This is a genomic window from Streptomyces albireticuli (genome assembly GCF_002192455.1).
Classification (GTDB): Bacteria; Actinomycetota; Actinomycetes; order Streptomycetales; family Streptomycetaceae; genus Streptomyces; species Streptomyces albireticuli_B.
In genome coordinates this window covers 7,280,478-7,306,875 of record NZ_CP021744.1, presented here as the reverse complement: position 1 = coordinate 7,306,875, position 26,398 = coordinate 7,280,478, and the positions used below count along the sequence as shown (strand labels likewise).

18 protein-coding genes, 4 pseudogenes and 2 riboswitches are annotated in these 26,398 nt (G+C 73.4%); of the genes and pseudogenes, 10 read left to right on the top strand and 12 right to left on the bottom strand.

The genetic code is table 11. The features are described from left to right. Window positions 1–30 precede the first annotated feature (30 nt). From SMD11_RS31400 to SMD11_RS31390, 3 genes are read right to left on the bottom strand one after another with little or no spacing between them, the layout of a single operon-like run. Entirely contained in the window at window positions 31–1,167 is a 1,137-nt protein-coding gene (locus SMD11_RS31400; RefSeq protein ID WP_087929661.1) for a bifunctional 2-methylcitrate synthase/citrate synthase, read from the bottom strand. Between the two features lie 18 nt (window positions 1,168–1,185). After that, complete coding sequence (prpB, locus tag SMD11_RS31395; protein ID WP_087929660.1) at window positions 1,186–2,091, bottom strand: methylisocitrate lyase; 906 nt, start codon at window positions 2,089–2,091, stop codon at window positions 1,186–1,188. Further along, complete coding sequence (locus tag SMD11_RS31390) at window positions 2,091–3,614, bottom strand: MmgE/PrpD family protein (protein WP_087929659.1); 1,524 nt, start codon at window positions 3,612–3,614, stop codon at window positions 2,091–2,093. Before SMD11_RS31390 ends, prpB begins: the two co-directional genes overlap by 1 nt. Before the next feature lie 207 nt (window positions 3,615–3,821). Between SMD11_RS31390 and SMD11_RS31385 the strand changes: the two genes are divergently transcribed. Further along, window positions 3,822–5,282, top strand: a complete 1,461-nt coding sequence (locus SMD11_RS31385) for a short-chain fatty acyl-CoA regulator family protein (RefSeq protein WP_087929658.1) — start codon at window positions 3,822–3,824, stop codon at window positions 5,280–5,282. Between the two features lie 85 nt (window positions 5,283–5,367). Here SMD11_RS31385 and SMD11_RS31380 read toward each other — a convergent pair whose 3' ends face one another. The 5 genes and pseudogenes from SMD11_RS31380 to SMD11_RS31360 all read right to left on the bottom strand — a co-directional run. Beyond that, window positions 5,368–6,141, bottom strand: coding sequence for an enoyl-CoA hydratase (locus SMD11_RS31380; protein ID WP_087929657.1), 774 nt, complete (start codon window positions 6,139–6,141; stop codon window positions 5,368–5,370). Then, window positions 6,138–7,067 (bottom strand): 3-hydroxyisobutyrate dehydrogenase, encoded by a 930-nt coding sequence (gene mmsB / locus SMD11_RS31375; protein WP_418952496.1) that lies wholly within the window; start codon window positions 7,065–7,067, stop codon window positions 6,138–6,140. Before mmsB ends, SMD11_RS31380 begins: the two co-directional genes overlap by 4 nt. Then, window positions 7,064–8,155, bottom strand: a complete 1,092-nt coding sequence (locus tag SMD11_RS31370) for an enoyl-CoA hydratase/isomerase family protein (protein WP_087929656.1) — start codon at window positions 8,153–8,155, stop codon at window positions 7,064–7,066. Before SMD11_RS31370 ends, mmsB begins: the two co-directional genes overlap by 4 nt. Then, window positions 8,152–9,305, bottom strand: a pseudogene (locus SMD11_RS31365) (acyl-CoA dehydrogenase family protein). The gene SMD11_RS31370 and the pseudogene SMD11_RS31365 overlap by 4 nt, the downstream one beginning before the upstream one ends. After that, a pseudogene (locus tag SMD11_RS31360) lies at window positions 9,302–9,517 on the bottom strand (aldehyde dehydrogenase family protein); the annotation flags it as partial. The pseudogenes SMD11_RS31365 and SMD11_RS31360, both read right to left, overlap by 4 nt. A gap of 198 nt (window positions 9,518–9,715) precedes the next feature. Here SMD11_RS31360 and SMD11_RS36670 point away from each other — a divergent pair. Then, window positions 9,716–10,273: pseudogene (locus SMD11_RS36670) on the top strand (RNA-guided endonuclease InsQ/TnpB family protein); the annotation flags it as partial. A gap of 8 nt (window positions 10,274–10,281) precedes the next feature. On the opposite strand, the gene SMD11_RS31350 reads toward SMD11_RS36670, so the two are convergent. Continuing rightward, window positions 10,282–11,031 carry a transposase family protein gene (locus tag SMD11_RS31350; protein WP_087928233.1) on the bottom strand — a complete coding sequence of 250 codons (750 nt, stop codon included), beginning with the start codon at window positions 11,029–11,031 and terminating at the stop codon, window positions 10,282–10,284. A 116-nt stretch (window positions 11,032–11,147) separates the two neighbouring features. On the opposite strand from SMD11_RS31350, the pseudogene SMD11_RS31345 reads away from it, so the two are divergent. The 5 genes and pseudogenes from SMD11_RS31345 to metE form a co-directional block, all read left to right on the top strand. Beyond that, window positions 11,148–11,774: pseudogene (locus SMD11_RS31345) on the top strand (RNA-guided endonuclease InsQ/TnpB family protein); the annotation flags it as partial. Between the two features lie 55 nt (window positions 11,775–11,829). Beyond that, window positions 11,830–12,016: riboswitch (cobalamin riboswitch) on the bottom strand. Window positions 12,017–12,232: 216 nt separating this feature from the next. Next, window positions 12,233–13,516 carry an isocitrate lyase gene (gene aceA, locus SMD11_RS31340; RefSeq protein WP_087929655.1) on the top strand — a complete coding sequence of 428 codons (1,284 nt, stop codon included), beginning with the start codon at window positions 12,233–12,235 and terminating at the stop codon, window positions 13,514–13,516. A gap of 296 nt (window positions 13,517–13,812) precedes the next feature. Then, a complete protein-coding gene (aceB, locus tag SMD11_RS31335) occupies window positions 13,813–15,399 on the top strand; it encodes a malate synthase A (RefSeq protein ID WP_087929654.1) in 1,587 nt (528 codons plus the stop codon). Next, window positions 15,396–16,265 (top strand): 3-hydroxybutyryl-CoA dehydrogenase, encoded by an 870-nt coding sequence (locus tag SMD11_RS31330; RefSeq protein WP_087929653.1) that lies wholly within the window; start codon window positions 15,396–15,398, stop codon window positions 16,263–16,265. Before aceB ends, SMD11_RS31330 begins: the two co-directional genes overlap by 4 nt. A gap of 167 nt (window positions 16,266–16,432) precedes the next feature. Further along, window positions 16,433–16,617, top strand: a riboswitch (cobalamin riboswitch). A gap of 183 nt (window positions 16,618–16,800) precedes the next feature. Then, the gene (metE, locus tag SMD11_RS31325; protein WP_087929652.1) at window positions 16,801–19,122 is read left to right on the top strand and encodes a 5-methyltetrahydropteroyltriglutamate--homocysteine S-methyltransferase; all 2,322 of its coding nucleotides are present in this window, start codon (window positions 16,801–16,803) and stop codon (window positions 19,120–19,122) included. 262 nt (window positions 19,123–19,384) lie between these two features. On the opposite strand, the gene SMD11_RS31320 is transcribed toward metE, so the two are convergent. The 3 genes from SMD11_RS31320 to SMD11_RS31310 all read right to left on the bottom strand — a co-directional run bounded on the left by SMD11_RS31320 (window position 19,385) and on the right by SMD11_RS31310 (window position 22,988). Next, window positions 19,385–20,242, bottom strand: a complete 858-nt coding sequence (locus SMD11_RS31320) for a GNAT family N-acetyltransferase (RefSeq protein WP_087929651.1) — start codon at window positions 20,240–20,242, stop codon at window positions 19,385–19,387. A 104-nt stretch (window positions 20,243–20,346) separates the two neighbouring features. After that, a complete protein-coding gene (locus SMD11_RS31315) occupies window positions 20,347–21,798 on the bottom strand; it encodes an amino acid permease (RefSeq protein WP_087930841.1) in 1,452 nt (483 codons plus the stop codon). A gap of 233 nt (window positions 21,799–22,031) precedes the next feature. Then, window positions 22,032–22,988 carry a hypothetical protein gene (locus SMD11_RS31310; RefSeq protein ID WP_199843995.1) on the bottom strand — a complete coding sequence of 319 codons (957 nt, stop codon included), beginning with the start codon at window positions 22,986–22,988 and terminating at the stop codon, window positions 22,032–22,034. Window positions 22,989–23,373: 385 nt separating this feature from the next. Here SMD11_RS31310 and SMD11_RS31305 point away from each other — a divergent pair, with 385 nt between their 5' ends. From SMD11_RS31305 to SMD11_RS31295, 3 genes are all read left to right on the top strand, one after another. Then, window positions 23,374–23,580, top strand: coding sequence for a type II toxin-antitoxin system VapB family antitoxin (locus tag SMD11_RS31305; protein ID WP_087929649.1), 207 nt, complete (start codon window positions 23,374–23,376; stop codon window positions 23,578–23,580). Window positions 23,581–23,629: 49 nt separating this feature from the next. Continuing rightward, the gene (locus SMD11_RS31300) at window positions 23,630–24,610 is read left to right on the top strand and encodes an endonuclease/exonuclease/phosphatase family protein (protein ID WP_234366249.1); all 981 of its coding nucleotides are present in this window, start codon (window positions 23,630–23,632) and stop codon (window positions 24,608–24,610) included. A 1,206-nt stretch (window positions 24,611–25,816) separates the two neighbouring features. Beyond that, window positions 25,817–26,383: a MauE/DoxX family redox-associated membrane protein gene (locus SMD11_RS31295; protein ID WP_087929648.1), complete on the top strand. Its 567-nt coding sequence runs from the start codon at window positions 25,817–25,819 to the stop codon at window positions 26,381–26,383. The last annotated feature ends 15 nt before the right edge of the window (window positions 26,384–26,398 follow it).

Here is a 26,398-nt window from a genome sequence, read left to right as displayed (position 1 = left end):
GGAGGGGCGGCCCCGCCCCTCCGGCCGGGGTCACACCGCCGCCGGCACCGGCCGCTGTTCCGGCCCGTCGTACGCGCCCAGGGGGCGGATCAGCGCGTTGTGGGTGAGCTGTTCGGTGATGTGGGCGGTCCAGCCGGTGACGCGGCTCATGACGAAGATCGGTGTGAAGGCGGGGATGTCGAAGCCCATCAGGTGGTAGGCGAGGCCCGCCGGGTAGTCGAGGTTGGGGTGGATGCCCTTGCGCCGGAGCACGGCGTCGCGCAGGGCCGTGTGCAGCGCGGCCAGCCGGGCCGCCCCGGGGCCGCCGGTGCGGGCGACGAGCCGGTCGGCGGCCTCCTGCATGAGCGGCACCCGGGAGTCGCCGTCGCGGTAGACGCGGTGGCCGAAGCCCATGATCCTGTGCTTGGCGGCCAGGGCCTCGTCCAGCCACTCCTCGACCCGCTCCACGTCGCCGATCTCGGCGAGCATGTGCATCACGGCCTCGTTGGCGCCGCCGTGCAGGGGTCCCTTGAGCGCGCCGACGGCCGCGGTGACGGCGCTGTAGAGGTCGGAGAGGGTGGAGGTGACGACCCGGGCGGTGAAGGTCGAGGCGTTGAAGCTGTGCTCGGCGTACAGGATGAGCGAGACCTCGAAGCAGCGGACGACCTCGGGGTCCGGCACCTCGCCGAAGCACATGTGGAAGAAGTTCTCGGCGAGGCCGAGCGAGGGGTCGGGCTGGATGGGCGCGAGGCCGCGGCGGCGCCGGTGGTCGGCGGCCACCACGACGGGGAGCTTCGCCAGGAGGGTGAGCGACTTGGCGCGGTTCGCGGCGGGGCTGCCGTCGTCCTCGGTGGGGTCCTCGGCGCCGAGGAGGCTCACGGCGGTGCGCAGCACGTCCATGGGGTGGCAGGTCCCGGGCAGCCGGGCCAGCAGCTCGGCGGTGCCGCGGCCCAGCGGGCGCAGGGCGCGCTCGCGGGCGCGGAAGTCGGCCAGCTGCCCCGGGCCGGGGAGCTCGCCGTGCCACAGGAGGTGGGCGACCTCCTCGAAGGAGCGGTGGGCGGCGAGTTCCTGCACGGCGTAGCCGCGGTAGGTCAGCGAGTTGGTCCGCTGGATGACGGTGGAGATGGCGGTGGTGTCGACGACGACACCGGCCAGCCCCCGGTGGATACCGGACGGGGTGACGGACATGGTGTGCCCTTCTGCGGGTCAGGTGCCGGGCGGGAGGGTGAAGTCGAAGACGGCCGAGTCGAAGGCCGTGTACTCCTCGTAGCCGAGGAGCTCGTAGAGGCGCGAGCGCGTCTGCATCCGTGGCAGGAGCGACTCCTGGGTGCCCTGGGCCGCGAGGACGCGCAGGCCGTCCTCGATCGCTCCCATGGCGAGGCGCAGCAGCGTGACCGGGTAGAGGGCGATGTCGTACCCGAGGTTCTCCAGCGTGGTGACGTCGAGGAGCGGGCCCTTGCCGAATTCGGTCATGTTGGCGAGGAGCGGTACGTCCACGGCGGCGCGGAAGGCGGCGAACTCGGCCTCGTCGGCGAGCGCTTCGGGGAAGACGGCGTCGGCGCCCGCGTCCACGTACGCCTTCGCCCGGTCGATCGCGGCGGCGAGCCCTTCGACGGCCCGCGCGTCGGTGCGGGCCATCAGCAGGAGGTCCGGGTCGCGGCGGGCGCCGGCGGCGGCCCGGATCCGGCGGGTCATCTCCTCGCGGGGCACGACGCGCTTGCCGTCGAGGTGGCCGCAGCGCTTGGGGTTCTCCTGGTCCTCCAGATGGAGGCCGGCCGCTCCGGCCTCCTCCAGGAGCGCCACGGTGCGGGCGGCGTTGAGCGGTCCGCCGAAGCCGGTGTCGGCGTCGACGAGGACGGGCAGGTCGGTGGCCCGGGTGAGCTGCTGGAGGCGGGCCGCGAGCTCGGTGGAGGTGGTCAGTCCGATGTCGGGCAGGCCCAGGTCGGCGGAGAGCCCGGCGCCGGAGAGGTAGACGGCGTCGAAGCCGGTCTCCTGGACGAGGCGGGCGGAGAGCGGGTTCAGCGCGCCGGGTACGCGCAGCAGCCGGCCCGAGGCGAGCTTCTCGCGCAGGTCACGGCGGCGCTCCGCGGGTGTGGTGCGGGTGTGGAGCATCAGAACAGGCCCTTCGGCAGGCGTGCGTCGGCGGCGGCGAGCGCGTCGGTGTCGACGGCGGGGAAGAGGGCGTCCAGGCCGGCGGTATCCAGCTCGGCCAGCCGGCCGGCCGCGTCCAGGAACCGGTCCTGCGCCGGCCGGGTGACGGCGCCGTCGGCCAGGGTCCGGAACTTCCGCGTGTAGCCGTCCCGGTCGAAGGGCCGGGCCCCGGCGGGGTGGGCGTCGGCGACGGCCAGCTCGTCCTCGATCACGGTGCCGTCCTCCAGGGTGAGCACGGCCCGGCCGCCGAAGGCGCGGCGCGCCGGGTCGGGGTCGTGGTAGCGGCGGGTCCACTCCGGGTCCTCGACCGTGGAGATCCGCCGCCACAGCCCGGTGGTCGCGGCGGCGCGGGCGCGTTCGGGGGCGTAGCTGCGCTCGTGGTGCCAGCCGCCGTCCTCCAGGGCGACGGCGAAGATGTACGGCACGGAGTGGTCCAGGGTCTCCCGGCCGGCCCCGGGGTCGTACTTCTGCGGGTCCTCGGCCCCGGAGCCGATCACATGGTGGGTGTGGTGGCTGGTGTGCAGGACGATCCGGCGGATGCGGTCCAGCGGTCCGGTCCTCTCCCGCAGCCGCCGGGCGAGGTCGATGAAGGCCTGCGCCTGGTACTCGGCGGAGTGCTCCTTGGTGTAGGTGTCGAGGATGGCGCGCCGGGGTTCCCCGGGGCCGGGCAGGGACACGGTGTACGTGGCGCCGGGCCCGGCCAGCATCCAGGCGAGGAAGCCGTCCTCCCCCTCGTAGACCGGGGAGGGGGAGCCCTCGCCGCGCATCGCCCGGTCCACCGCCTCGACGGCGGCCTTCCCGGCGAACGCCGGTGCGAACGCCTTCCAGCTGGAGATCTCGCCCTTGCGGGACTGCCGGGTGGCGGTGGTGGTGTGGACGGCCTGCTGCACGGCCTGGTACACGGTCGCGGTCGGCAGCCGGAGCAGCGCGCCGAGGCCGCAGGCCGTGGCCGCGCTCAGGTGGGCGACGTGGTCGACGCGGTGCGCGTGCAGGCAGATGCCCTTCACCAGGGCCACGTGGACCTCGTAGGCGGCGACGATGCCGCGCAGCAGGTCGGCGCCGTCGCGGCCGGTGTGCTGGGCGACGGCCAGCAGCGGCGGGATGTTGTCGCCGGGGTGGGAGTAGTCGGCCGCCAGGAAGGTGTCGTGGAAGTCCAGTTCCCGGACGGCCGTGCCGTTGGCCCAGGCGGCCCACTCGGGTGAGACGCGGACGCCCGGCGCGGCCCCGAACACCGAGGCGCCGGGGAGGCCCGGGGCGGTCCGGTGCGGCAGGGCCTGGGCGCGGGCGACGGCGACCGGGCGGCGGCCGAGGGAGGCGACGGCGACGGCGGCGTTGTCGACGACGCGGTTGACGGCCATCGCGGCGGTCCCGGCGTCGACGGCGGCGTCCTGGCCGGTGGCCACGGCCGCGAGCTTCCAGGCGAGCTGCTCCTCGCGGGGCAGCCGGGCGGCGCTGGGGTGTACACGTACCTGGTGGTCGATCACGGGGCTCCTCGCGGCGTGCGGTGCGTGCGGGGTACGGGACCGAGCCTGCCCGCCGTACGCGACCGCCGCGACCGCTCCAACCTGCGGATTCCGTACAGCCGGTGGCTGCGGATCGGCGAATGTCGCGAAAGGTGCGGATGCTACTTTCGCAAGAGGGTCCGCGGGAGGAGCGGGCCGCGGGTGGTGCCGAACGGGAGGGGGCCGGGCATGGCGCGGTCGGCCGGCCGGAAGATCTACGCCCACGCGAAGCTGCGCAGGCTGCGCCGCGAGCGGGGGATGAACCAGGTGGAGCTGGCCCGCGCGCTGGGCATCTCCACCAGCTATCTGAACCAGATCGAGCAGAGCCAGCGGCCGCTCACGGCCTCGGTGCTGCTGCGGATCGCCGAAGTGCTGGGGGTGGACGCGGAGTTCTTCTCCCAGGCGGACGAGGAGCGGCTCACCACCGATCTGCGGGCCGCGCTCGGCGACGAGGCGTGCGGGGCGCCGCCGCCGGCCGGGGAGATCGCCGAGGTGGCCCGGGACCACCCGGAGTTGGCCCGCGCCCTGGTCGCCCTGCACCGCCGCTACCGGGACGCCGCCGAGCGGGCGGCCGCGCTCGCCGCCCCCGGTGACACCCACGTCCTGCCGCCGGCCGAACCGCACGACGAGGTGCGGGACTTCTTCTACGAGCACCACAACCACTTCGGCGCCCTCGACACCGCCGCCGAGCGGACCGCGGGCGAGCTGGGGCTGCGGCCCGGCCGCTCGGCCGACGCGCTCACCGCGCACCTCGCGGGCCGCCACGGCGTGAAGGTCGTCCGGGCCGCCCCGGCCCGGTCGGCCGACGCCCGGCGCTTCGACGCGGAGGCGGGCCTGGTGTTCCTGTCGCCGTGGCTGAGCGACGGCCAGCGGGCGTTCCAGCTCGCCACGCAGCTGGCCCTGCTGGAGCACGGCCCGCTGCTCGACGCGCTGGCCGGGAGCGCGGCGCCGTCCTCCCCGGAGTCGCTGGCGCTCGCCCGGATCGGCCTCGCCGACTACTTCGCGGGCGCGCTGCTCATGCCGTACACGGCGTTCCACACGGCGGCGGAGGAGCTGGGTTACGACGTGGAGCTGCTCCAGGCCCGGTTCGGGGTGGGCTTCGAGTCCGTGTGCCACCGGCTCAGCACGCTCCAGCGGACGGGCCGGCGCGGGGTGCCGTTCTCGTTCCTGCGGGTGGACCGGGCGGGCAACATCTCCAAGCGGCAGTCCGCGACGGCCTTCCACTTCTCCCGGCTCGGCGGCACCTGCCCGCTGTGGACGGTGTACGAGGCGTTCTCCGCTCCGGGCCGGATCCTCACCCAGGTCGCGGAGATGCCCGACGGGACGCGCTACTTCTGGATCGCGCGCACGGTGACGCGCGGGGGCTTCGGCCATCACGCGCCGCGCGCGGAGTTCGCGGTGGCCCTGGGGTGCGAGCTGCGCCACGCGCACCGGCTGGTCTACGCGGCGGGGACCGACCTGGGCGATGCCCGCGCGGCCACGCCGATCGGGCTGGGGTGCCGGATCTGCGAACGGCGCGACTGCGCCCAGCGGGCCCGCCCGCCGGCGGGGGGCCGGCTGGCGATCGACCCGGACCGCCGGGCGCGGGTGCCGTACCCGGTGCTCGGGAGGGCTGAGGGCCGTCCGGGGCCCGCCCGCCCCGGGATCTGAGGCCGGACGTCCGGTGCCCGGCCCCGGGCACCGGACGCCGGCCCTGGGCCTGGGCGCGGTCGTCGACGGCGCCCGGCCAAGGCGCCTACCGGTGGCCGAACACCGGCGGGCGCTTCTCGGCGAAGGCCGCCATCCCCTCCTTCTGGTCCGCGACGGCGAACACCGCGTGGAACAGCCGCCGCTCGAACCGCACGCCTTCCGCCAGGGTCGTCTCGAAGGCCCGGTTCACGGCCTCCTTCGCCATCATCGCGACGGGCGCCGACATCCCCGCCACGGTCTCCGCGACCGCGAGGGCCTCGCCGAGGAGCTCGGCGGCCGGGACGACGCGGGAGACGAGCCCGGCCCGTTCGGCCTCGGCCGCGTCCATCGTGCGGCCGGTCAGGCAGAGTTCCATCGCCTTGGCCTTGCCGACGGCGCGGGTGAGCCGCTGGGAGCCGCCGATGCCCGGGATGACGCCCAGCTTGATCTCCGGCTGGCCGAAGACGGCGGTGTCGGAGGCCAGCAGGATGTCGCAGAGCATGGCGAGTTCGCAGCCGCCGCCCAGGGCGTAGCCGGAGACGGCGGCGACGGTCGGGGTGCGGAGCGCGCCCAGCCGGTCCCAGGCGGTGAACCAGTCGCTGAGGTACATGTCCATGTAGCTCCGCGGGCGCATCTCCTTGATGTCGGCGCCGGCCGCGAAGGCCTTCTCCGACCCGGTGAGGACGACGCAGCCGATGTCCGGGTCCCGGTCGAGCTCCTCCGTCGCCGCGACGACCTCGTTCATGACCTGGAGGTTGAGAGCGTTGAGGGCCTTGGGGCGGTTGAGGGTGACGAGAGCCGTGCGGCCCTTGCGTTCGACGAGGATGGTCTCGTACGTCATGACGCGCGCGTTCCGTTCTGCTCGGCGACCGGTGCCGACCGCTCCCTGATGGCCCGGACGATCCCGGAGAAGTCCTGTGCGGCGCCCGCGCCCTCGGCGAACTCCGCGTACATCTCGGCGGCCCGCAGGCCGAGTTCCGCGTCGACGCCGCCGGCCCGCACCGCCGCGGCGGCGAGTCCGAGGTCCTTGGCCATCAGCGGGGCCGCGAAGCCGGGCCGGTAGTCGCGGCCGGCGGGGCTGCCCGGGACGGGGCCGGGGACGGGGCAGTTGACGGAGAGGGCCCAGCACTGCCCGGAGGAGGTGGCGGCCACGTCGTACAGGGCCTGGTGGGACAGGCCGAGGCTCTCGCCGAGGACGAAGGCCTCGCTGACGGCGATCATCGAGATGCCGAGGATCATGTTGTTGCAGATCTTCGCGGCCTGTCCGGCGCCCGGCGCGCCGCAGTGCACCACCTTCCCGCCCATCGCGGACAGCAGCGGCGCGGCCCGGGCGAACTCGCGCTCGCCGCCGCCGGCCATGAAGGTCAGGGTGGCGGCCTCGGCGCCCGTCACACCGCCGGAGACGGGCGCGTCCAGGGCCTGGTGGCCGGCCGCGGCGGCGGCCTCGTGCGCGGCGCGGGCGTCGGCGACGTCGATGGTGGAGCAGTCGACGAAGAGGGTGCCGGGCCGGGCGGCCGCGAGCAGCCCCTCGTCCCGGTAGAGGGCGAGGACGTGGCGCCCGGCGGGCAGCATGGTGATCACCACGTCGGCGCCGGCGGCGGTGGCGGCCGCCGACCCGGCGGGCTCGACCCCGGTGCGGGCGGCCGCCGCGAGGGAGCCGGCCGACAGGTCGTGGCCGAGGACGCGGTGGCCCGCCCTGACGAGGTTGGCGGCCATCGGACCGCCCATGTGACCGAGGCCGACGAATCCGACGGTGAGGGGGCTCACCAGGGCACCTCCTGACCGGAGCCGTCGGCGGCGAGGGAGAGTTCCCGCGCGCCGAGCGGGGCGAAGAAGCGGTCCACGTCCGCTTCCGTGACCCCGGCGAGGGTGGCGGGCGACCACCGCGGGTCGCGGTCCTTGTCGACGACCTGGGCGCGGATGCCCTCGACGAGGTCGGGCGAGGACAGGGCCGCGCAGGAGACGCGGTACTCCTGCTCCAGGACGCGCTCCAGCGGGCCGAGGTCGCGGGCCCGGCGCAGGGCGGCCAGGGTGACCTTGAGCGAGGTGGGGGACTTGGCGAGGATCGTCCCGGCGGTCTCCTTCGCGGCGGTCGCGCCGTGGTCGAGGAGCCGCTCGACGATCTCCTCGACGGTATCGGCCGCGTAGCAGTGGTCGATCCACTCCCGGTGCCCGTCCAGCTCGCCCTCCGGCGCCTCGCGGACGTACCGGGCGAGGACCTCGGTGACGGACCCGGTGGCGAGGGCGGCGAGGAGCGCGGGGAGCTCGTCCGACGGGACGAAGTGGTCGGCCAGCCCGCACAGCAGGGCGTCCCGGGCGCCGACCGGTGTCCCGGTGAGGCCGAGGTGGGTGCCGAGCTCGCCGGGCGCGAGGGCGAGCAGATAGGTGCCGCCGACGTCCGGGACGAAGCCGATACCGGTCTCGGGCATGGCGACCTTGGAGCGCTCGGTGACGATCCGGACGCTGCCGTGGGCCGAGACGCCCACTCCCCCGCCCATCACGATGCCGTCCATGACGGCGACGTACGGCTTGGGGTAGCGGGCGATACGGGCGTTGAGGCGGTACTCGTCGTACCAGAAGGCCGCCGTGGCCGTGCCGTCGCCGTCCCGCGCGTCCGCGTGGATGGAGCGGATGTCACCGCCCGCGCACAGGCCCCGTTCGCCCGCGCCGCTGATGACCACGGTCTCGACGGCGGGGTCGTGCTCCCAGGTGGTGAGGGCCTCGTCGATGCGGCGCACCATGTCGTGGCTGAGGGCGTTGAGGGCCTTGGGGCGGTTGAGGGTGAGATAGCCGGCGTGGCCCTCGGTGCGCAGGAGGACGGGGTCGTCGCCGGTCACCGGTGCGGTCGGGGTCATCGGCGGGCTCCGGTCAGGCCGCGGGCCACGATCAGGCGCATGATCTCGTTGGTTCCTTCCAGGATCTGGTGGACCCGGAGGTCCCGGACGATCTTCTCGATACCGTATTCGCTGAGGTAGCCGTAGCCTCCGTGGAGCTGGAGGGCGCGGTCGGCGACGGAGTACCCGGTGTCGGTGGCGAAGTGCTTGGCCATGGCGCACAGCTGGGGGGCCTGGGGGTCGTCCCGGTCCAGGGCCTCGGCGGCCTGGTGGACGAGCGCGCGGGCGGCGGCCAGTTCGGTGGCCATGTCGGCGAGCCGGAACCGGAGCGCCTGCGCGTCGAGCAGGGGGGCGCCGAACGCCTCCCGGTCCGCGAGGTGGGTCAGGCTGCGCTGGAGGGCGCTCTGGGCGCCGCCGAGCGAGCAGGCGGCGATGCCGAGCCGGCCGCCGTTGAGGCCGCTCATGGCGATGCGGAAGCCGTCGCCCTCGGCGCCGAGCCGGCGGCCGGCCGGGACGCGGACGCCGTCCAGGACCACCTGGCGGGTGGGCTGGGCGTTCCAGCCCATCTTCTTCTCGTCGGGTCCGAAGGACAGGCCGGGGTCGTCCCGTTCGACGACGAAGGCGGAGATCCCGCCGGGTCCGTCGCCGCCGGTGCGGGCCATGACGAGATACACCCGGGAGGCGCCGGCCCCGGAGATGAACTGTTTGACGCCGGTGAGGACGTAGTGGTCGCCGTCGCGCTCGGCGCGGGTGCGCAGGGCGGCGGCGTCGGAGCCGGCGCCGGGCTCGGTGAGGCAGTAGCTGCCCAGGGACTCCATCGAGCACAGGCCGGGCAGCCAGCGGGCGCGCTGGGCGGCGTCGCCGTACCGGTCGATCATCCAGGCGACCATGTTGTGGATGGAGAAGTAGCCGGCGAGGGAGGGGCAGCCGGTGGCGAGGGCGGCGAGGACGAGGACGCCGTCGGAGCGGGTCAGCCCGGAGCCGCCCTCGTCCTCCCGTACGTAGAGGCCGCCGAGGCCGAGTTCCGCGCCCTTGCGCAGGACGTCGAGGGGAAGTGCTTCTCCTGGTCCCAGGCCACGGCGTGCGGGGCGAGGTGTTCGCGGGCGAAGTCGAGCGTGGTGTCGACGAGCGCGGTCTGGTCCTCGGTGAGCAGGGTGGTCACGGCCGTCATCCCATCGTCGGAAGGGTGAAGCTCGCGCCCTCCTTGACCCCGGAGGGCCAGCGCGAGGTGACGGTCTTGGTGCGGGTGTAGAAGCGGATGGAGTCGGGGCCGTGCTGGTTGAGGTCGCCGAAGCCGGACCGCTTCCAGCCGCCGAAGGTGTGGTAGGCGACCGGCACCGGGATGGGGACGTTGACGCCGATCATGCCGGTGTCGACGCGCCGGGCGGTGAAAGCGGAAGCCGGGCAAGGAACTTCCGTGCGCGACCGCCCAATGACGTCTTCCCGCTTCGGGCAGCAGGCGCGCGCGGATTGTAGATGGTGCGGTGGCCAGGTGCCGGCGAAAGCGCCATTCCCAGCGCGGCCATGCCCAGCGGACGCAGAATGGTCATGTCGGTCCGGACTGAAGGGGGGTGGGGCCGGGTGATCCGTGCGTACAAGTTCCTCCTGCGACCCACCGTCCGGCAGGAAGGCGCGCTCGCCGGAATGCTGCGGGATCATTGCTCGCTGTACAACGGCGCGCTGCTGGAGCGCCGGGATGCCTACAAGCACAACTCGAGGACCCGGATCCGATATGGCCACCAGTCCGCACAGCTCAAAGAGATCCAGGCGTTTGACCAGGAGCGTCAGGGCCGCTGGTCGTTCTCGTCGCAGCAGGCGACATTGCGACGGTTGGACAAGGCATTCACGGCGTTCTTCCGCCGGGTGAAGACCGGCGAGAAGCCTGGGTTCCCACGCTTCAAGGGTGCGGGGCATTTCGACACGGTCGAGTTCCCCAGGGACGGGGACGGGTGCCGGTGGGATTCCACTCCGCAAGCCCCGGTGACCAGGGTCCGGTTCCAGGGAATCGGGCACATCCGCGTGCATCAGCACCGTCCTGTTGCAGGCAGGGTCAAGACCGTCAGCGTCAAGCGTGAGGGCCGCCGCTGGTACGTGGTTCTGACCGCGGAGCAGGCCACGCCGGATCCGCTCCCGTTCACTGAGCCCTTTCAGCGTTGCCGCTCCAGGGTGAGGACGGCTGCGGCGATTGCCGACATTCGATTCGGGCTGTACCGGGCCTTGCGGAAGATCCGCCAGGACTTCAGGCGGGCCACGCCCCGCTCGACTGGTGCCCGTGCTGCGGAGAGCGTGCGGTTGACGGTCTGCTGGGTCGGTGACAGGTCGCCGCCCGGCGGTCGCCGGACGGGTGTTGTCACCCATGGGCCGGCGCCCAGGTAGGCGCGGTCGGCGAGTACTGGGATGCCCTGGCGTTCGCAGATCCGGATGATCCGGTGGGTGCGGGCGGCGGTCAGGTCGTGGGCGCGGCCAGGCAGTGCGGGCGAGATCCACAGCAGCCTCCCCGCCGGGTCGGTCACGACCTGCACGTTGACTCCGTGCCGTCGGTGCTTGTGGGAGTAGTCGGCTCGGCTGTCGCCGACCCGGTCGCACTCCGCGAGAGTGCCGTCGAGCAGGACGTAGTCGGGGTCGGCTTCGCGCAGGGCGCGCAGCAGCCCGGGCGCGCGGTCGGCGAGTAGCCCGACGACTGCTGCGGTGTAGGCGTGGGCAGTGCCGACTGCGATGCCGAAACCGGCGGCGAGCTGGGTGAGGGTGTCGTGCCGGCGCAGGTACGCCAGCCCCACCAGGGCACGCTGGTGCGGTGGAAGTTTGCAGCGGCGGTCACCCTCGCGGGTGACGATGAGCATGGTTACCCACTCGACCAAGGCATGAGGCAGGTCGAGTGCGGCAGGATAGGGAACCAACGAGGCTCCTGTGCCGGTGGGTTGAGACTTCGAACACCTCCCTCAACGGCACGGGAGCCTCGTGTGTTGCGGACGCCACCGCCCTCACCCGATCAGTGGCCACGCTGAAAGGGCTCACTGGCTCGGTGATCGGCATCGACATGGGCATAGTCAACTTCCTCGCTGATTCCAATGGTGGATTCGTTGCCAACCCCCGGTACGGGCAGAGAGCCGCTGCCGATCTCAAGGAAGCACAGCGAGCACTCGGCCGATGCAAGCGGGGCAGCAAACGCCGCCGCAAGGCCGTAGCCAAGGTCGCTGCTTTACATCGCAAGGTACGGCGCCAGCGACTGGACCACGCACACAAGACCGCTTTGGCTCTGGTCCTCGAACATGACGTGATCGCACATGAAGGTCTCAAGGTCCGCAACATGTGCAAGGCTCCCTCCCCCAGGCCGGATAACAAGGGCCGGTACTTACCCAACGGAGCCACCTCGAAGGCCGGGCTCAACCGGTCCATAGCCGATGCCGGTTGGGGGGTGTTCCTCGCGATCCTGCACGCCAAGGCTGAAAGTGCCGGACGGGAAGTGATAGCGGTGGACCCCCGCAACACCTCCCGAAGGTGTCCCGAGTGTGGGCACACCGCAGCGGAAAACCGGCCCACGCAGAAGGAGTTCCGCTGCGTCAACTGCGGGCACACCGCGCACGCTGACACAGTGGGTGCTCTCAATGTCCTACGGGCCGGGCTGGTCCGTCGCGACGCCCAAGGGCATAGCGAGAAGCCACCCTGTTCAAGGGATGGAGGAGTCACCCTCGTGGACAACACGGAACGCCTCTCGTCGGTATTCTGACCCCCCGACCATCACCCGCCCGCCTTCCCGACTTCTCGCTCGTCAGTGGCGTGTGTACGGCGGCGCACTCCCCGGTCACAGTGGCGGGACCGTGCCGGATTCACACCGGCTTCCCTGCACCGCGGGCTCTGGTCACGAACATATAGTTGGACGTCCTACTAAGTCCAGGGCTCCCGGCCGGCGCGTCCCGCGCGGGACCTTCGCAAGGCGCGCGGCGCGGCCTTCGCAACATTGGCCGAACGGGCGGCGAAGTTTCGCGGAACTTGGCAAGGATCCACGGTTGTTGGCACTCAGTGCCGCTGTCAGAGTCGTTGTGCGGCCCGCAGTGTCGGCGCCGAGCAGAGTTCTCACACGCGGAACCGGGAGACGTCATGACGCAGTCAGGGAAGACGACGGCCGAGGAACTCGCAGGACGGTGGGCGACGGACCCCCGCTGGGCGGGCGTCGAGCGGACGTACGGCGCCGAGGACGTCGTCCGGCTGTCCGGCAGCGTGCGCGAGGAGCACACCCTCGCCCGGCGCGGCGCCGAGCGGCTGTGGCGGCAGCTGCACGAGCGCGACTACGTCCACGCCCTGGGCGCGCTCACCGGCGGCCAGGCCGTCCAGCAGGTCAAGGCCGGGCTCCAGGCAATCTACCTGTCCGGCTGGCAGGTCGCCGCCGACGCCAACCAGGCCGGGCACACCTACCCCGACCAGAGCCTCTATCCGGTCAACTCGGTGCCCACCGTGGTCCGCCGGATCAACAACGCCCTGCTGCGCGCCGACCAGATAGCCACCGCCGAGGGCACCGGCGACGCCGTCGACTGGCTCGCGCCGATCGTCGCCGACGCCGAGGCCGGCTTCGGCGGCCCGCTCAACGTCTTCGAGCTCACCAAGGCCATGATCGCCGCCGGTGCGGCCGGCATCCACTACGAGGACCAGCTCGCCTCCGAGAAGAAGTGCGGCCACCTCGGCGGCAAGGTCCTCGTCCCCACCTCCCAGCACATCCGCACCCTCAACGCCGCCCGCCTCGCCGCCGACATCGCCGACGTGCCCACCGTCGTCGTGGCCCGCACCGACGCGCTCGCGGCCAACCTCCTCACCAGCGACGTCGACGAGCGCGACGCCCGCTTCTGCACCGGCGAGCGCACCGCCGAGGGCTTCTACCGGGTCGAGAACGGCATGGCCCCGGTCATCGCCCGCGGCCTGGCCTACGCCCGGTACGCCGACCTCATCTGGGTGGAGACCGGCACCCCGGACCTCGCCCAGGCCCGCGAGTTCGCCGAGGCGATCCACGCCGAGCACCCCGGCAAGATGCTGGCCTACAACTGCTCGCCGTCCTTCAACTGGCGCGCCGCGCTCGACGACGACCAAATCGCCAAGTTCCAGCGCGAACTGGGCGCGATGGGCTATCGCTTCCAGTTCATCACCCTGGCCGGCTTCCACTCCCTCAACCACGCGATGTTCGACCTCGCCCGCGGCTACGCCGAGCACGGCATGACCGCGTACGTCGACCTCCAGGAGCGGGAGTTCGCGGCGCAGAAGCACGGCTTCACCGCCGTCAAGCACCAGCGCGAGGTGGGCACGGGCTACTTCGACCTGGTGTCGACGGCGCTGAACCCGGCGGCCGAGACGGTCGCGCTGCGCGGCTCCACGGAGGAGGAGCAGTTCCACTAGGCCCCGGTCACGGCGGGCGGTTCTCCGCCCCTCCCCCCTCTGTTCCCCCTGCTCCCCCTGCATCGAGGTGCGGCTCCGCCACGTGGCGGGGGACTTCGCCCCGGGCACCTCGCCGCGCCACCGCGCGCCGCCCTCGCACACCTTCCCCGGACGGGCCGGAATCCGGCCGGACCGGCCCTCCGCCGCAAGGCCGGAAGGCCCGGGCGACCGCTTCCGGCCCGTCCGGGGACGCGCGAGGACCCCGGCGCCGGGGCGGCACCCCCACCGGTGGCCCGCACCGCTCCCCAGGAGACACCATGACCACAGCCACCCACCGCGTCCAGGTGCTGGCCGCCCCCGATCCCCGCTTCGAGGAGATCCTCACCCCCGCCGCCCTCGACTTCCTCGCCGCCCTCGACGCCGCCTTCGCCGGCCGCCGCGCCGAACTGCTCGCCGAGCGCCGGCACCGGGCCGCGCTGCTCGCCATGGGCGACACGCTCGACTTCGTCCCGGCCACCGCCGGCATCCGGGACGACCCCCACTGGCGTGTGGCCCCGCCGGCGCCGGGGCTCACCGACCGCCGGGTGGAGATCACCGGCCCGCCCGAGCGGCGGATGACCGTCAACGCCCTCAACTCCGGCGCACGGGTATGGATGGCGGACTTCGAGGACGCCACCTCCCCCACCTGGGAGAACATCATCGGCGGCCAGCTCAACCTGCTGGACGCCGTCCGGCGGCGGATCGACTTCACCACGCCCGGCGGCAAGGAGTACCGGCTCGGCGAGCGCCTCGCCACCCTCGTCGTACGCCCCCGCGGCTGGCACCTCACCGAGAAGCACCTACTGATCGACGGGCGCCCCGTGGCCGCCTCCCTCGTCGACTTCGGCCTGTACTTCTTCCACTGCGCGCAGCGGCGGATCGACGCGGGCTCCGGGCCGTACTTCTACCTCCCCAAGCTGGAGAACCACCTGGAGGCCCGCCTCTGGAACGACGTCTTCCTGCTCGCCCAGGGGCTCCTCGGCATCCCGCGCGGCACCGTCCGGGCCACGGTCCTGATCGAGACCGTCACGGCGGCGTTCGAGATGGAGGAGATCCTCCACGAGCTGCGCGAGCACAGCGCGGGCCTCAACGCCGGGCGCTGGGACTACCTCTTCAGCGTCATCAAGAACTTCGCGCACCGCCCCGACTTCGTCCTCCCCGACCGGACGCGCGTCACCATGACCGCGCCCTTCCTCCGGGCGTACACCGAGCTGCTGGTCCGCACCTGCCACCGGCGGGGCGCGCACGCCATCGGCGGGATGGCCGCCCAGATCCCCGGCCGGGGCGCGCGCGCCGACGAGGCCGCGCTGGCGACCGTCAGACTCGACAAGGAGCGCGAGGCGGAGGACGGCTTCGACGGCTCCTGGGTCGCCCACCCCGGGCTGGTGCCCGTCTGCCGCGAGGTCTTCGACTCCGTGCTCGACGGCCGGCCGCACCAGATCGAGCGGACCCGCGCCGACGTGGAGGTGACGGCGGCCGACCTGCTCGCCGTGCACCGCACCGGCGGCCCGCCCACCCCGTCCGGCGTCCGTGCCGACATCGCCGTGGCGCTGCGCTACTTCGACGCCTGGCTGCGCGGCAGCGGCGCGGTCGCGCTGTACGGGCTGATGGAGGACGCGGCCACCGCGGAGATCGCCCGCTGCCGGATCTGGCAGTGGCTGCGGCACGGCGTGATCGACCGCGCGGAGGTGCTCACGGTGCTCGACGAGGAGACGGCGGCGCTGGCGGCGGACGACCCACGGGCCCTCGCCGGGCAGGCGCGCGACGTCTTCGTCCGTACGGCCCTCTCCGGCGAACTCCCCGGCTTCTTCACCACCGACGCCTACACCCGGCACCTGGTGCGCCGCCCGGCGGTGCGCTCATGAGCGCGCGCTTCGGCAGGGCCGGGGTGGTCGGCGGCGGCCAGATGGGCGCCGGGATCGCCGAGGTGTGCGCGCGGGCCGGCCTCGACACCGTGCTCTGCGAGGCCGACGGCCCCGCGGCCCGGCGGGCGCGCGAACGGGTCACCCGGTCCCTGGAGCGGGCCGTCGAACGCGGCAAGACCGACCGGTCCGCCGCCGAGGACGCGCTGGCCCGGATGGTCTTCACCGGGGACCTCGACGACCTGGCCGACCGTCAGCTCGTCATCGAGGCCGTCGTCGAGGACGCGGAGACCAAGACCCGCGTCTTCGGCGCCCTCGACAAGATCGTCGAGGATCCGGCGGCGGTGCTCGCCTCCAACACCTCCTCGATCCCCGTGATGCGGCTCGGCACGGCGACCCGGCGCGCCGACCGGGTGCTGGGCCTGCACTTCTTCAACCCGGTGCCCGTGATGCCGCTGGTGGAGATCGTCACCTCGCTGCACACGAGCGCCGAGGCGGCCGCCCTGGCCGAGGAGTTCGCGACCGCGACCCTGGGCAAGACGGCGATCCGGTCCCAGGACCGGGCCGGGTTCGTCGTCAACGCGCTGCTCATCCCCTACCTCCTGGCGGCCGTGCGGATGGCGGAGTCCGGCTTCGCGTCCGCCACGGACGTCGACGAGGGCATGGAGCTGGGCTGTGCGCACCCGATGGGGCCGCTCAGACTGGCCGATCTCATCGGCCTCGACACGGTCGCCGCCATCGCCCAGTCCCTCTACGACGAGTTCAAGGAGCCCCTGTACGCCCCGCCGCCGCTGCTCCGGCGGATGGTCGAGGCCGGGCTGCTCGGACGGAAGTCGGGCCGGGGGTTCCACCGGTACGACAGAGACTGACCCGGGCTGAGGGGCCCGGGTCACCGCCGGGGGGCGGCGGCGCCGGGTCGGCGGCCGCCGCCGCCTTCCGGCCCGCGCCGGCGGCCCGCCACGTGTCCCAGATCACCATCCGGTGGGTGGACGGGGCTGTCAGGGGCCGGGCCCAGCGCCTAGGCTGACGGTGCAGCTGGTTCGCCCTGCCCGCCAGGCAGGCGCGTCGCAAGAGGGAACCCGGTGGGAATCCGGGACTGCCCCGCAGCGGTGAGCGGGAACGACCGCCGTCATCAGCACTGGCCCGACGAGGGCCGGGAAGCGACGGCCAGTAGGAGCCTCGTGTCCCACGAGACGTGCCCGCGAGTCCGAAGACCTGCCACTGCCCGCGCGCACGGACGCGCGCGGAGATCCCGGTGACCTCGAGGGCGGGTCGGCGCACATATCAGGCGGTCGCACACGGCGGTTTCCCTCCGTCGTCGTGGTCCCGCCCGGTTCGCCGTCCCTTCGCGCCCTCACCCCGTCCCCGGGGTCGTATCGGAAGAAGCTCGCGAAGGAGAGTTCCGTGACCAGCAAGTCCGCAGCCGCGGCAGCACGGGCCACCGTGTACGGCTACCCCCGCCAGGGCCAGAACCGGGAACTGAAGAAGGCCGTCGAAGGTTATTGGAAAGGCCGTGTCGACGCCGCCGAACTGCGCCGTACGGCAGCCGGGTTGCGCGCCACGGCCTGGCGCCGGCTCGCCGAGGCCGGCGTCGACGAGGTGCCGACCGGCGACTTCTCGTACTACGACCACGTCCTGGACACCAGCGTCATGGTGGGCGCGATCCCCGCCCGGCACCGCGCCGCCGTCGAGGCGGACGCCCTGGACGGCTACTTCGCGATGGCCCGCGGCACCCAGGACGTGGCGCCGCTGGAGATGACCAAGTGGTTCGACACCAACTACCACTACCTCGTCCCCGAACTGGGCCCGGACACCGTCTTCACGGCCGACTCCACCCGGCAGGTCGCCGAGTTCGCGGAGGCCGCCGCCCTGGGCCTGACCGCGCGCCCCGTCCTCGTCGGTCCGGTCACCTACCTCCTGCTGGCCAAGCCCGCGCCGGGCGTCGCGGCCGGCTTCGACCCGCTGACGCTCCTGGACCGGCTGCTGCCCGTCTACGCCGAGGTGCTCGCCGACCTGCGGGCCGCCGGCGCGGAGTGGGTCCAGCTGGACGAGCCGGCGCTCGTCCAGGACCGCACCCCGGCCGAGCTCAACGCCACCGCGCGCGCCTACCGGGACCTGGGCGGGCTCACCGACCGGCCGAAGCTCCTGGTCGCCTCCTACTTCGACCGGCTCGGCGCGGCCCTGCCGGTGCTGGCCAAGGCGCCGGTCGAGGGGCTCGCCCTCGACCTGACCGGCCCCGCCGCCGCCAACCTCGACGACCTCGCGGCGGCCGGCGGTCTGCCCGGCAAGCGGCTCGTCGCGGGCGTCGTCGACGGCCGCAACGTCTGGATCAACGACCTCACGGCGTCCCTCGCCACCCTCGCCACGCTCCTCGGCCTCGCCGGCCGGGTGGACGTCGCGGCCTCCTGCTCGCTGCTGCACGTCCCCCTGGACGCCGCCGCCGAGCGCGACGTCGACCCCCAGATCGCCCGCTGGCTGGCCTTCGCCCGGCAGAAGACCGCGGAGATCGTCACCCTGGCCCGGGGCCTCGCCAAGGGCACCGGCGCCATCGCGGCGGAACTCGCCGCCAACCGCGCCGACCTGGCCTCCCGGGCCGGTTCCGCGCTCACCCACGACCCGGCGGTGCGGGCCCGCACCGCCGCGGTGACCGACGCCGACGCCCGGCGCTCCCTGCCGTACGCCGAGCGGGCCGCCGCCCAGCGCGCCCGTCTCGGCCTGCCGCTGCTGCCCACGACCACGATCGGCTCCTTCCCGCAGACGGGCGAGCTGCGCGCCGCCCGCGCCGGTCTGCGGGCCGGCCGGATCGACACTGCCGCGTACGAGCGCCGGATCGAGGACGAGATCCGTGAGGTCGTCTCCTTCCAGGAGAAGACCGGCATCGACGTCCTGGTGCACGGCGAGCCCGAGCGCAACGACATGGTGCAGTACTTCGCCGAGCGGCTCACCGGCTACCTCGCCACCCAGCACGGCTGGGTCCAGTCGTACGGCACCCGCTACGTCCGGCCGCCGATCCTCGCCGGGGACATCTCCCGCCCGGAGCCGATGACCGTGCGCTGGACGTCCTTCGCCCAGTCGCTGACCGACCGCCCCGTGAAGGGCATGCTCACCGGGCCCGTCACCATGCTCGCCTGGTCCTTCGTCCGCGACGACCAGCCGCTCGGCGAGACCGCCCGCCAGGTCGCGCTCGCCCTGCGGGACGAGGTCGGCGACCTCGCGGCCGCGGGCAGCCCGGTGATCCAGGTCGACGAGCCGGCGCTGCGCGAGACGCTGCCGCTGCGCTCGGCGGACCACGCCGCGTACCTGGCCTGGGCCACGGAGGCCTTCCGCCTGAGCACGTCCGGCGTCGGCCCGGACGTCCAGATCCACACCCACATGTGCTACGCGGAGTTCGGCGACATCCTCCAGGCCATCGACGACCTCGACGCCGACGTCATCAGCCTGGAGGCCGCCCGCTCCCACATGCAGGTCGCCGGCGAACTCGCCACGGCCGGCTACCCGCGCGAGGTCGGCCCGGGCGTCTACGACATCCACTCGCCCCGCGTCCCCGGCACGGCGGAGGCGGCGGCCCTGCTGCGCAAGGGCCTGGAGGCCATCCCGGCGGAGCGGCTGTGGGTGAACCCGGACTGCGGCCTGAAGACGCGGGGGTGGCCGGAGGTGCGGGAGTCCTTGGAGAACCTGGTGGCGGCGGCGCGGCAGGTCCGTGACGGGCTGCCGACGACGTCCTGAGGGCGGGGCGCCTGCGGCGGGCTTGTTCCCCACCCCGCCCCTTCCCGTAACCGGGGGCTTCGCCCCCGGGCCCCCGGTTCCGCGCTGACGCGCGGTGTCCTCAAGCGCCGGACGGGCTGATTTTCAGCCCGTCTGGGGGCACCTCCCAGCGGTAGCTGGGGGAGCTTGAGGACCGGGGTCCGGGGCGGAGCCCCGGTTCGGGAAGGGGCGGGGCTGGGGAAAAGCCCCGCGCAGCGGCACCCGTCCCCCGCTGCCCCGCCCCCTACCCCAGCTCCAGACTCGTCACCCCGAACCCCCGCTCCGCCCGAACCTCCCGCACCGCCCCCGTATACATCCGCACCGTGTGCGAACTCGCCTTCAACCCCCGCCCCAGAACCAGCGCATGCCCCGCCCCATGCGGCTCCGGCACGTCCACGCACACCTCCTCGTCCGCCCCCACCGCCCCCACGAGCGCGTCGAACAGCGCCTCCGCCCCCTCCGCCGTGTCGGCGAACAGCGGCCCGACGCGGTGCCCGCTGCGCGCGGGGCGGATCACGCCGTATCCGGCGATCTCACCGTCGCGCAGGTAGGCGTAGGCCGTGTGGCCGGGCGCGCTGAGCCAGCGGGTGAGGAAGGCGCGCCGGTCGGCGGGGAAGCACTCCTGGTCGTAGGCGGCGATCGCGTCGAGGTGGGCGGGGGTGACGGGCACGACGCCGGGCGCCGTCGGGGCGCCGGTCCGCTCGGGGCGGCCGGAGTAGCGGATCGTGTCGTGGGCGGTGACGAAGCCGGAGCGCCGGTACGTCGCCTGCTGCGCGGGCACGGCGTCCAGGCCGACCGTGCGGTCCCCGGCGTGCGGGAAGGCCGCGCGCCAGGTGGCCAGGCCCAGCCCCTTGCGCCGGTGTCCGGGGTGGACGAGGTAGTAGCCGAGAAACGCGTACCGCGGCGAGTAGGTGACGATCGAGAGCGCCGAGACCGGCTTGTCGTCGATGCGGCCGAGGAAGAACCCGGCGGGGTCGGTGGGGTGGAAGCAGGCGGTGTCGCCGGAGCCGGGGTTCCACCCCTCTTCTGCGGCCCACTCCGCCACGTGGTGCCAGTCGTCCAGCGAGGCGCGGGTGACGGTGAGCGCGTCGAGGGGGTTCATAGTGTTCCGTTCGTCCCTTCACACAGGTTTCGGGTGCGGTGCGGTCCGCCGCGCACGGCCTGGGCCGTGCGCGGCGACCGGGTCGGTCGGGCTTCCGCCGGGGCTCAGATGAGGTCCATGGCGGCCACCTCGTCGGGGCGGCCGTAGCTGACGGGCCCCTGGAAGCGGTGCCGGGCGCTGGCGAACCACCACACCGTGGCGATGAACAGGACGACGCCCAGGGCGATCGGCGCGTAGTTGAAGGAGGTGGCGGTGATCGGGGAGGCCTGGGGCAGCATGAACAGCACGTTGCTGATGACGATCCAGGTCACGGCGATGCCCGCGACGAGCTTGCCGTAGCGGCCGAGGTTCCAGGGGCCGGGCTGGAAGTCGTCCAGCCGCAGGCGCAGGAAGATGGGCACGCCGTAGGCGAGGAAGAGCCCGACGACGTTGACGCTGACGACGGCGGTGAAGGCGGTGTGGGACCACCAGCCGGGCAGGACCAGCACCAGGGGGCAGGCGGCGGCGAGCCACACGGCCTTGACGGGGGTGCGGGTGCGCGGGGAGACCGAGTGCCACCAGCGGGAGCCGGGCATGGCGCCGTCCCGGGAGAAGGCGAAGATCTGCCGGGTGTTGCTGGTCATGTTGGCCAGGCCGCAGAACAGCATGGCGCCGATCACGATCAGCAGGAGCAGCTTGGCGGTGCCGGCGCCGAGCGCGTCGACGAGGATCTGCACCGGCGGCGCCGAGGCGGCCGCCTCCTGGGCGTAGTCGCGGATCGCGTAGACGAGGGCGAGCATGAGGATGAGGCCGGCGAGCGCGGAGCAGGCGATGGCCCGCATGATGCCCCGGGGGGCGTTGACGGTCGCCTTCACGGTCTCCTCGGACATGTGGAAGCTGCCGTCGAACCCGGTGAAGGTCCAGCTGGTGACGAGCAGGCCCAGCATTCCGCCGTAGATGCCGTTGGTGAAGCCGGTGTTGTTGACGAAATGGGTGACGAAGGACGCCGACTGGTGCTGGTCGGGAATCACGGTCAGGGCGGCGACGATCACCACCATGCCGATCAGCAGCCACCACACGGATATCCGGTTCACTATGGCGACCAGCTGCACCGTATAGGTGTTGGCCAGCGCCTGGAGGACGAGGATCACGGCGGTGATGCCGACGGCGTGCCGCGGGTCCGGGTGGTAGGAGGGCCACTGCATGGCGATGAAGGCCTGGATGAAGGTGGCGGCGGCGTAGTTGGTCGCGGCCGTGCCGCCGACCTGGCCGACGAAGTTCAGCCAGCCCGTGTACCAGGACCAGGCGCCGCGGTGCCGCTTGGCGAGCTTGCCGGCGGAGAAGTAGAGGGCGCCGCTGGTCGGGTAGGCGGAGGCGATCTCGGCCATCGCGGCGCCGACGAAGAGCACCATCACCGAGACGCCGATCCAGCCGAAGACGAGGACGCGCGGGCCGCCGGCGCCCATTCCGAAGCCGAACGAGGAGAAGATGCCGGAGATGATGTTGATGATGGTGAAGGAAATCGCGAAATTGTCGAAGGCCCGGAAGCGGCGGGTCAGTTTTCGCGGGTAACCCATGGCGTGAAGTGTGGCGTCGTCGTCGAGGACGACGGGGACCGCGGGCGAGTGACGGGCTCTCGTGCGGGCGAGAAATCCGGGACCGGACACAACCGCGACCTTTCCTGAGGAGTGGACAGAAGGCGGGGACAGAAGGCGGGGACAGAAGGCGGGGACAGGGCAAGAGAGTTAAGAAACAAGAAAAGGGGACAAAAGCAGGAGTGGGCGGACCGTACCCGCGCGGGCGACGTCCGTCAGGCGGCCCCCGGCACCGGAAGTCCGCACATGCGCCGGACCTTGGTCAGCTGCTCCTCCGGGTCGCCGAACATGCTCCAGGGCATTCTGGAGGCGTACGGGCCCATGGCCGTGAGGACGGCCCGCGCCTCGAATTCGCACTGCGCCATGAACAGCGCGTGCGCGAGATAGGCGAGGTCCAGCACGGGGGTGAAGCGGTATGCGGACACGTGGGGCAGCCAGTCCCGGTAGACGCCCAGGGCCGTCGCCCGCCAGGGCGGCTGTTCCCAGGTGTGGTTCACCAGGGGTGAGGCCGGGTTGTAGTCCTCGACCAGGGTGACCAGCGGCAGCAGCCGCAGGGGCGAGGAGGAGGGCGCCCGCTGGCCGAGAAAGGCGGCGACGTCCCACGCCGCGTTCGCCGAACCGCCGTGGCGGGCGAAGAAGAAGGACAGGAAGCGGTGGTGGGCCTCGCGGTGCCAGGGGTCGAGCCGGAGGATGTGCGCGAACAGCGACCAGGGGCCGGGCGGCGCGGTGAGCAGCCCGCGCGGGGCGGGGTCGCGCGGCCGGTGGATGCGGGCGAGGGTCAGCTTCGCCACCCACGGGGTGGGGTCCTCGGGCGCCAGCTCGGCGGCCCGGTCGCAGGCGGCGACGGCGATGCGGCCCAGCGGCAGGGCGCGCGAGTCCTCGGTGTCGGCCGCGCGGACGGCGCGCAGCACCGCGACCCGGGCCCAGAGCAGGGCTGACCCGGCGCCCGGCTCCTCGGCGAGCCAGCGCTCGGCCAGGTCGGAGTCGGCCGCCTCGGACGCGAGGACGGACGACCGGTGGGCGCGCAGCCCGAAATCGCCCCGCGTCTCCTCCAGGGCGTCGTGCGCGCTCAGGTAGCGTCCCGCCCGGACGTCGACGCACGCCCGCGCCAGCCGGCGGTCGTCGGCCGCCGGATGCCACACGTACTGCCCCTCGAATAAGTCAGCGGTCATGTTCTCCTGCCGATCCTGCCGACGACTCTGCCCCGCCCATGTCGAATTGAGCCGGATTCCCTCCCCAGCACCACGGCGGCAGGCCATACCCTACTGAGCATCAACTCGAAACGGAACTGGCCATCCGAAATACCTGGTTCCACATCATTTCCCGTGCAGGACAAGGAAGACGGGCCCCCACCCATTCCTCCGCCCGGCACCGCGCCGCGCATTGGTACGGAGTAACAGCGCGCCCTCCGAACCCTATTCGACGTCCGGCGGCCGGGCTCCGCCAGGGGCGCCGTCCGGGCATGCGCGCGGGAGCGGATCGGGACGGGTGCCGGGCGTCCGTACCCTTGCTAGAGTCCGGCTCCGACGCAGCCGTCCCGGGAAGGGGGCCCCGCCGATGGCGAAGGCCAAGGTCACTGTCAGCCTCGACGCCGAACTCGTGGTGGAGGTCATGGTCCTGGCGGGGGTGAGCTCGCCCCAGGACGCCGTCGAGGCGGTCGTGCGCGACTACATCGCCCGCGGTCACCGCACGGAGGCCCGTACGGGCAGCCAGGACCTCACGCCGCGCGAGACGGGGAGCGAGCGGCGGGAACAGCAGGGCTGAGAGCGGCGGCCGTTTCCGACCAGGAGTCCCGCGAGTCCCAGGAGGTTCCGTGTCCGCATCCGTACCGCCGCGCACGTCACGTCTTCCGCTGGGGGCTCCGCTGACCCGGCGTACCGCGCTGCGCGTGACGGCGGCGACCGTCACCGGCGCCACGGCCGCCGGCACGCACGCCGCCCCCGCCGGGGCCGTCTCCACCTCCGCTCCCGCCACGGAGACGGCCACGGTGGGCAGCGGACCGGCCACCGGCGCTCCACGCGGCCTCCGCGTGATGACGTTCAACCTCCGCTACGCCTCCGAGACCGGCCCGCACCCCTGGTCGGAGCGCCGCCCGGTCATGCGCCGCCTGCTGCGCCGCGAACGCCCGCACCTGCTGGGCACCCAGGAGGGCCTCCACGGCCAGCTGCGCGACCTCGCCGAGGACCTCGGCCCCCGCTACGGAAGCGTCGGGCTGGGCCGATCGGGCGGCAGCCACGACGAGTTCGTGGCCGTCCTCTACGACACCGAGCGGCTCGTCCCCGAGGAGTACGACCACTTCTGGCTCTCCGCCACGCCGTCCCTGATCGGCTCGGCCACCTGGGGCAACACGGTGGTGCGCATGGCGACGTGGGTCCGCTTCACCGACCGGCGCACGGGGGCCGGGCTCTACGCCCTCAACACCCATCTCGACCACGCCCATCAGTACGCGCGGGAGCGCTCCGCGGCCCTGCTCACCGAGCGGCTGCGCGGCCTGGACCCGGCCCTGCCGCGCATCGTGACGGGCGACTTCAACGTGCCCGCCCACCGCAACCCCGTGTACGACGCCATGCTCGACCGCGGTGCGCTGGCCGACACCTGGGACACCGCGGCCGAACGCGGCCCGCAATACGCCACGTTCCACGGCTACCGCCCGCTGGTCCCGGACGGCGACCGCATCGACTGGATCCTCGCCTCGCCTTCGGTGCGGGTGTCCCGAGCGGACATCAACACCTTCTCCGAGCACGGCCGTTTCCCCAGTGACCACCTGCCCGTGCAGGCGCTGCTGGAGCTGTGACCGAGGGCGCGCCGCCCGCCCCCGGCCTCCCGGGCGGCCGGGACCGTCCAGAACCGGCCTCCGGCGGCCGGAGCGAGGCCGTCCGCCGGAGACGTCGCCCCTGCGGCCGAATCCCACGTCACCGCCGCCCTGACGCCCGTACCGCGCCCGGGGCCCCGTCCGGCGGCCGGCGGCGAGCGACGCGGACGCGAGCCCTCCGTGGACCGATTGTTCGAAACCCGGAGCCGGCGTGACGGCCCGTGCGTCTACGCGGCGCCCGGGAACGGCGGCCGTCCCGCTGTTCCCGCCCTCGTGAGGCCCGCCGGGCCCGTGTCCACGGCGCCCCGCGGCGGCGCGGCGATGTCCTGAACCAGCCCTGGCGTCCGGCGGCTTCCGGTGGAGGGAACAGTCCCCGAGTGGGCGCGGCGCGCCCCTGGCGCCCCGGCCGGAAAGCACCGCCACGGTGCGGCGCGGCCGCCGGGCGGCGTGGCGGAGAACCGTGGGCACGGAGGGCTCTGGCCATGGCTTCGCCTCCACCCTCCGCACGGAGGCGATGGTTCACCTTCGGGAGGGGAATGTGCCGGTCCGGGGGCTGCCGGACCCACCCGGCCCGCCCGGAACCGCCGCCGGGGCCGGGCCCGTCACCACCGCCGCGGGTGCCCGGCAAGGGCCGTTTCCGGTTGCCCGCCCGCCGGCCGGACCGGCCCGCGGGCTCCGCGCGCACGGCTGGAAACGGCACTTCCCGCCCCGCCGCAACCTCGTGAAACTCAAGCGTCGTAAGCACGGGACGCCAGCCCGATCAAGTGAGGTGTGTGTCAATGTACGGAAGGCTCACGGCACTAGGCAGTCGTCTTCTCGGTAGGTTCGTCCCCGAGATCGACGCGGCCGCGGCGGAGATCCTGGCCTGCCGCAACTACGGGGCCTGCTGGCAGTGCGCCGGCAAGTGCGGCTACAACGCGCCCTGCTACGCGTGCTGCAACTCGTCCGGCTGCCCGACGGTCATCTGTCACTGCTAGCCGGCACGGCACGGTCCGAACCGTACGAACCGCCGACCGGGGGCACCGCCCCCACCGGGCACGGGTCACGGCACGGCCCTTCCCTGCCGGACCCGCGCTCCGGGGCCCGGGGCCCCGGCCGGCGCGCGCGGCCCGCCGTCGACGACGACGCGCGGGCCGCCCCGCTCGCCCGCTCCGCCCGACCGCTCCGCGACAGGAGGAGGAACTCCAGGTGGGATATCTGGCACTCGGGATCCGCTGTCTGATCGGCGCGGTGTTCCTCGCCTCCGCCGTCAGCAAGGTGGGCGGGCGGGGGGCGTCCGGCCGCTTCGTGTCCTCGGTGCGCGACCTGAGGCTGGTCCCGCCGCGCGCGGCCCGGCCGGTGGCGTGGTGCGTGGTGGCCGCCGAGTGCGCCGTGTGCCTGCTGCTCGCGGCGCCCGGTCCGGGTGCCGTCGCGGTCGCGGGGTTCGCGGTGGCCGGTGTCCTGCTGGCCGGTTTCGCGGCGGCCATCGCGCTGTCCGTGCGGCGTGGCGTGCGGACGCCCTGCCGCTGTTTCGGCGCGTCGACGAGGCCGCTCGGCCTCAGACACGTCGTCCGGAACCTCGCTCTCACGGCCGCGGCGGGCGCCGGCGCGGCCGCTGTGCTCGTGGCCGGCGCCGCCCGCCCGGACGCTCCGGGCGGTGTGGTCGTGGCGGTCGTCGGCGGCCTGCTCCTGGGCGGGCTGGTGGTCACCCTCGACGACATCCTCGACCTGTTCCGGCCCGTCGGCCCGGCACCGGGCCTCGCCCGCGGCCGGTGACCGCGCACGGATACG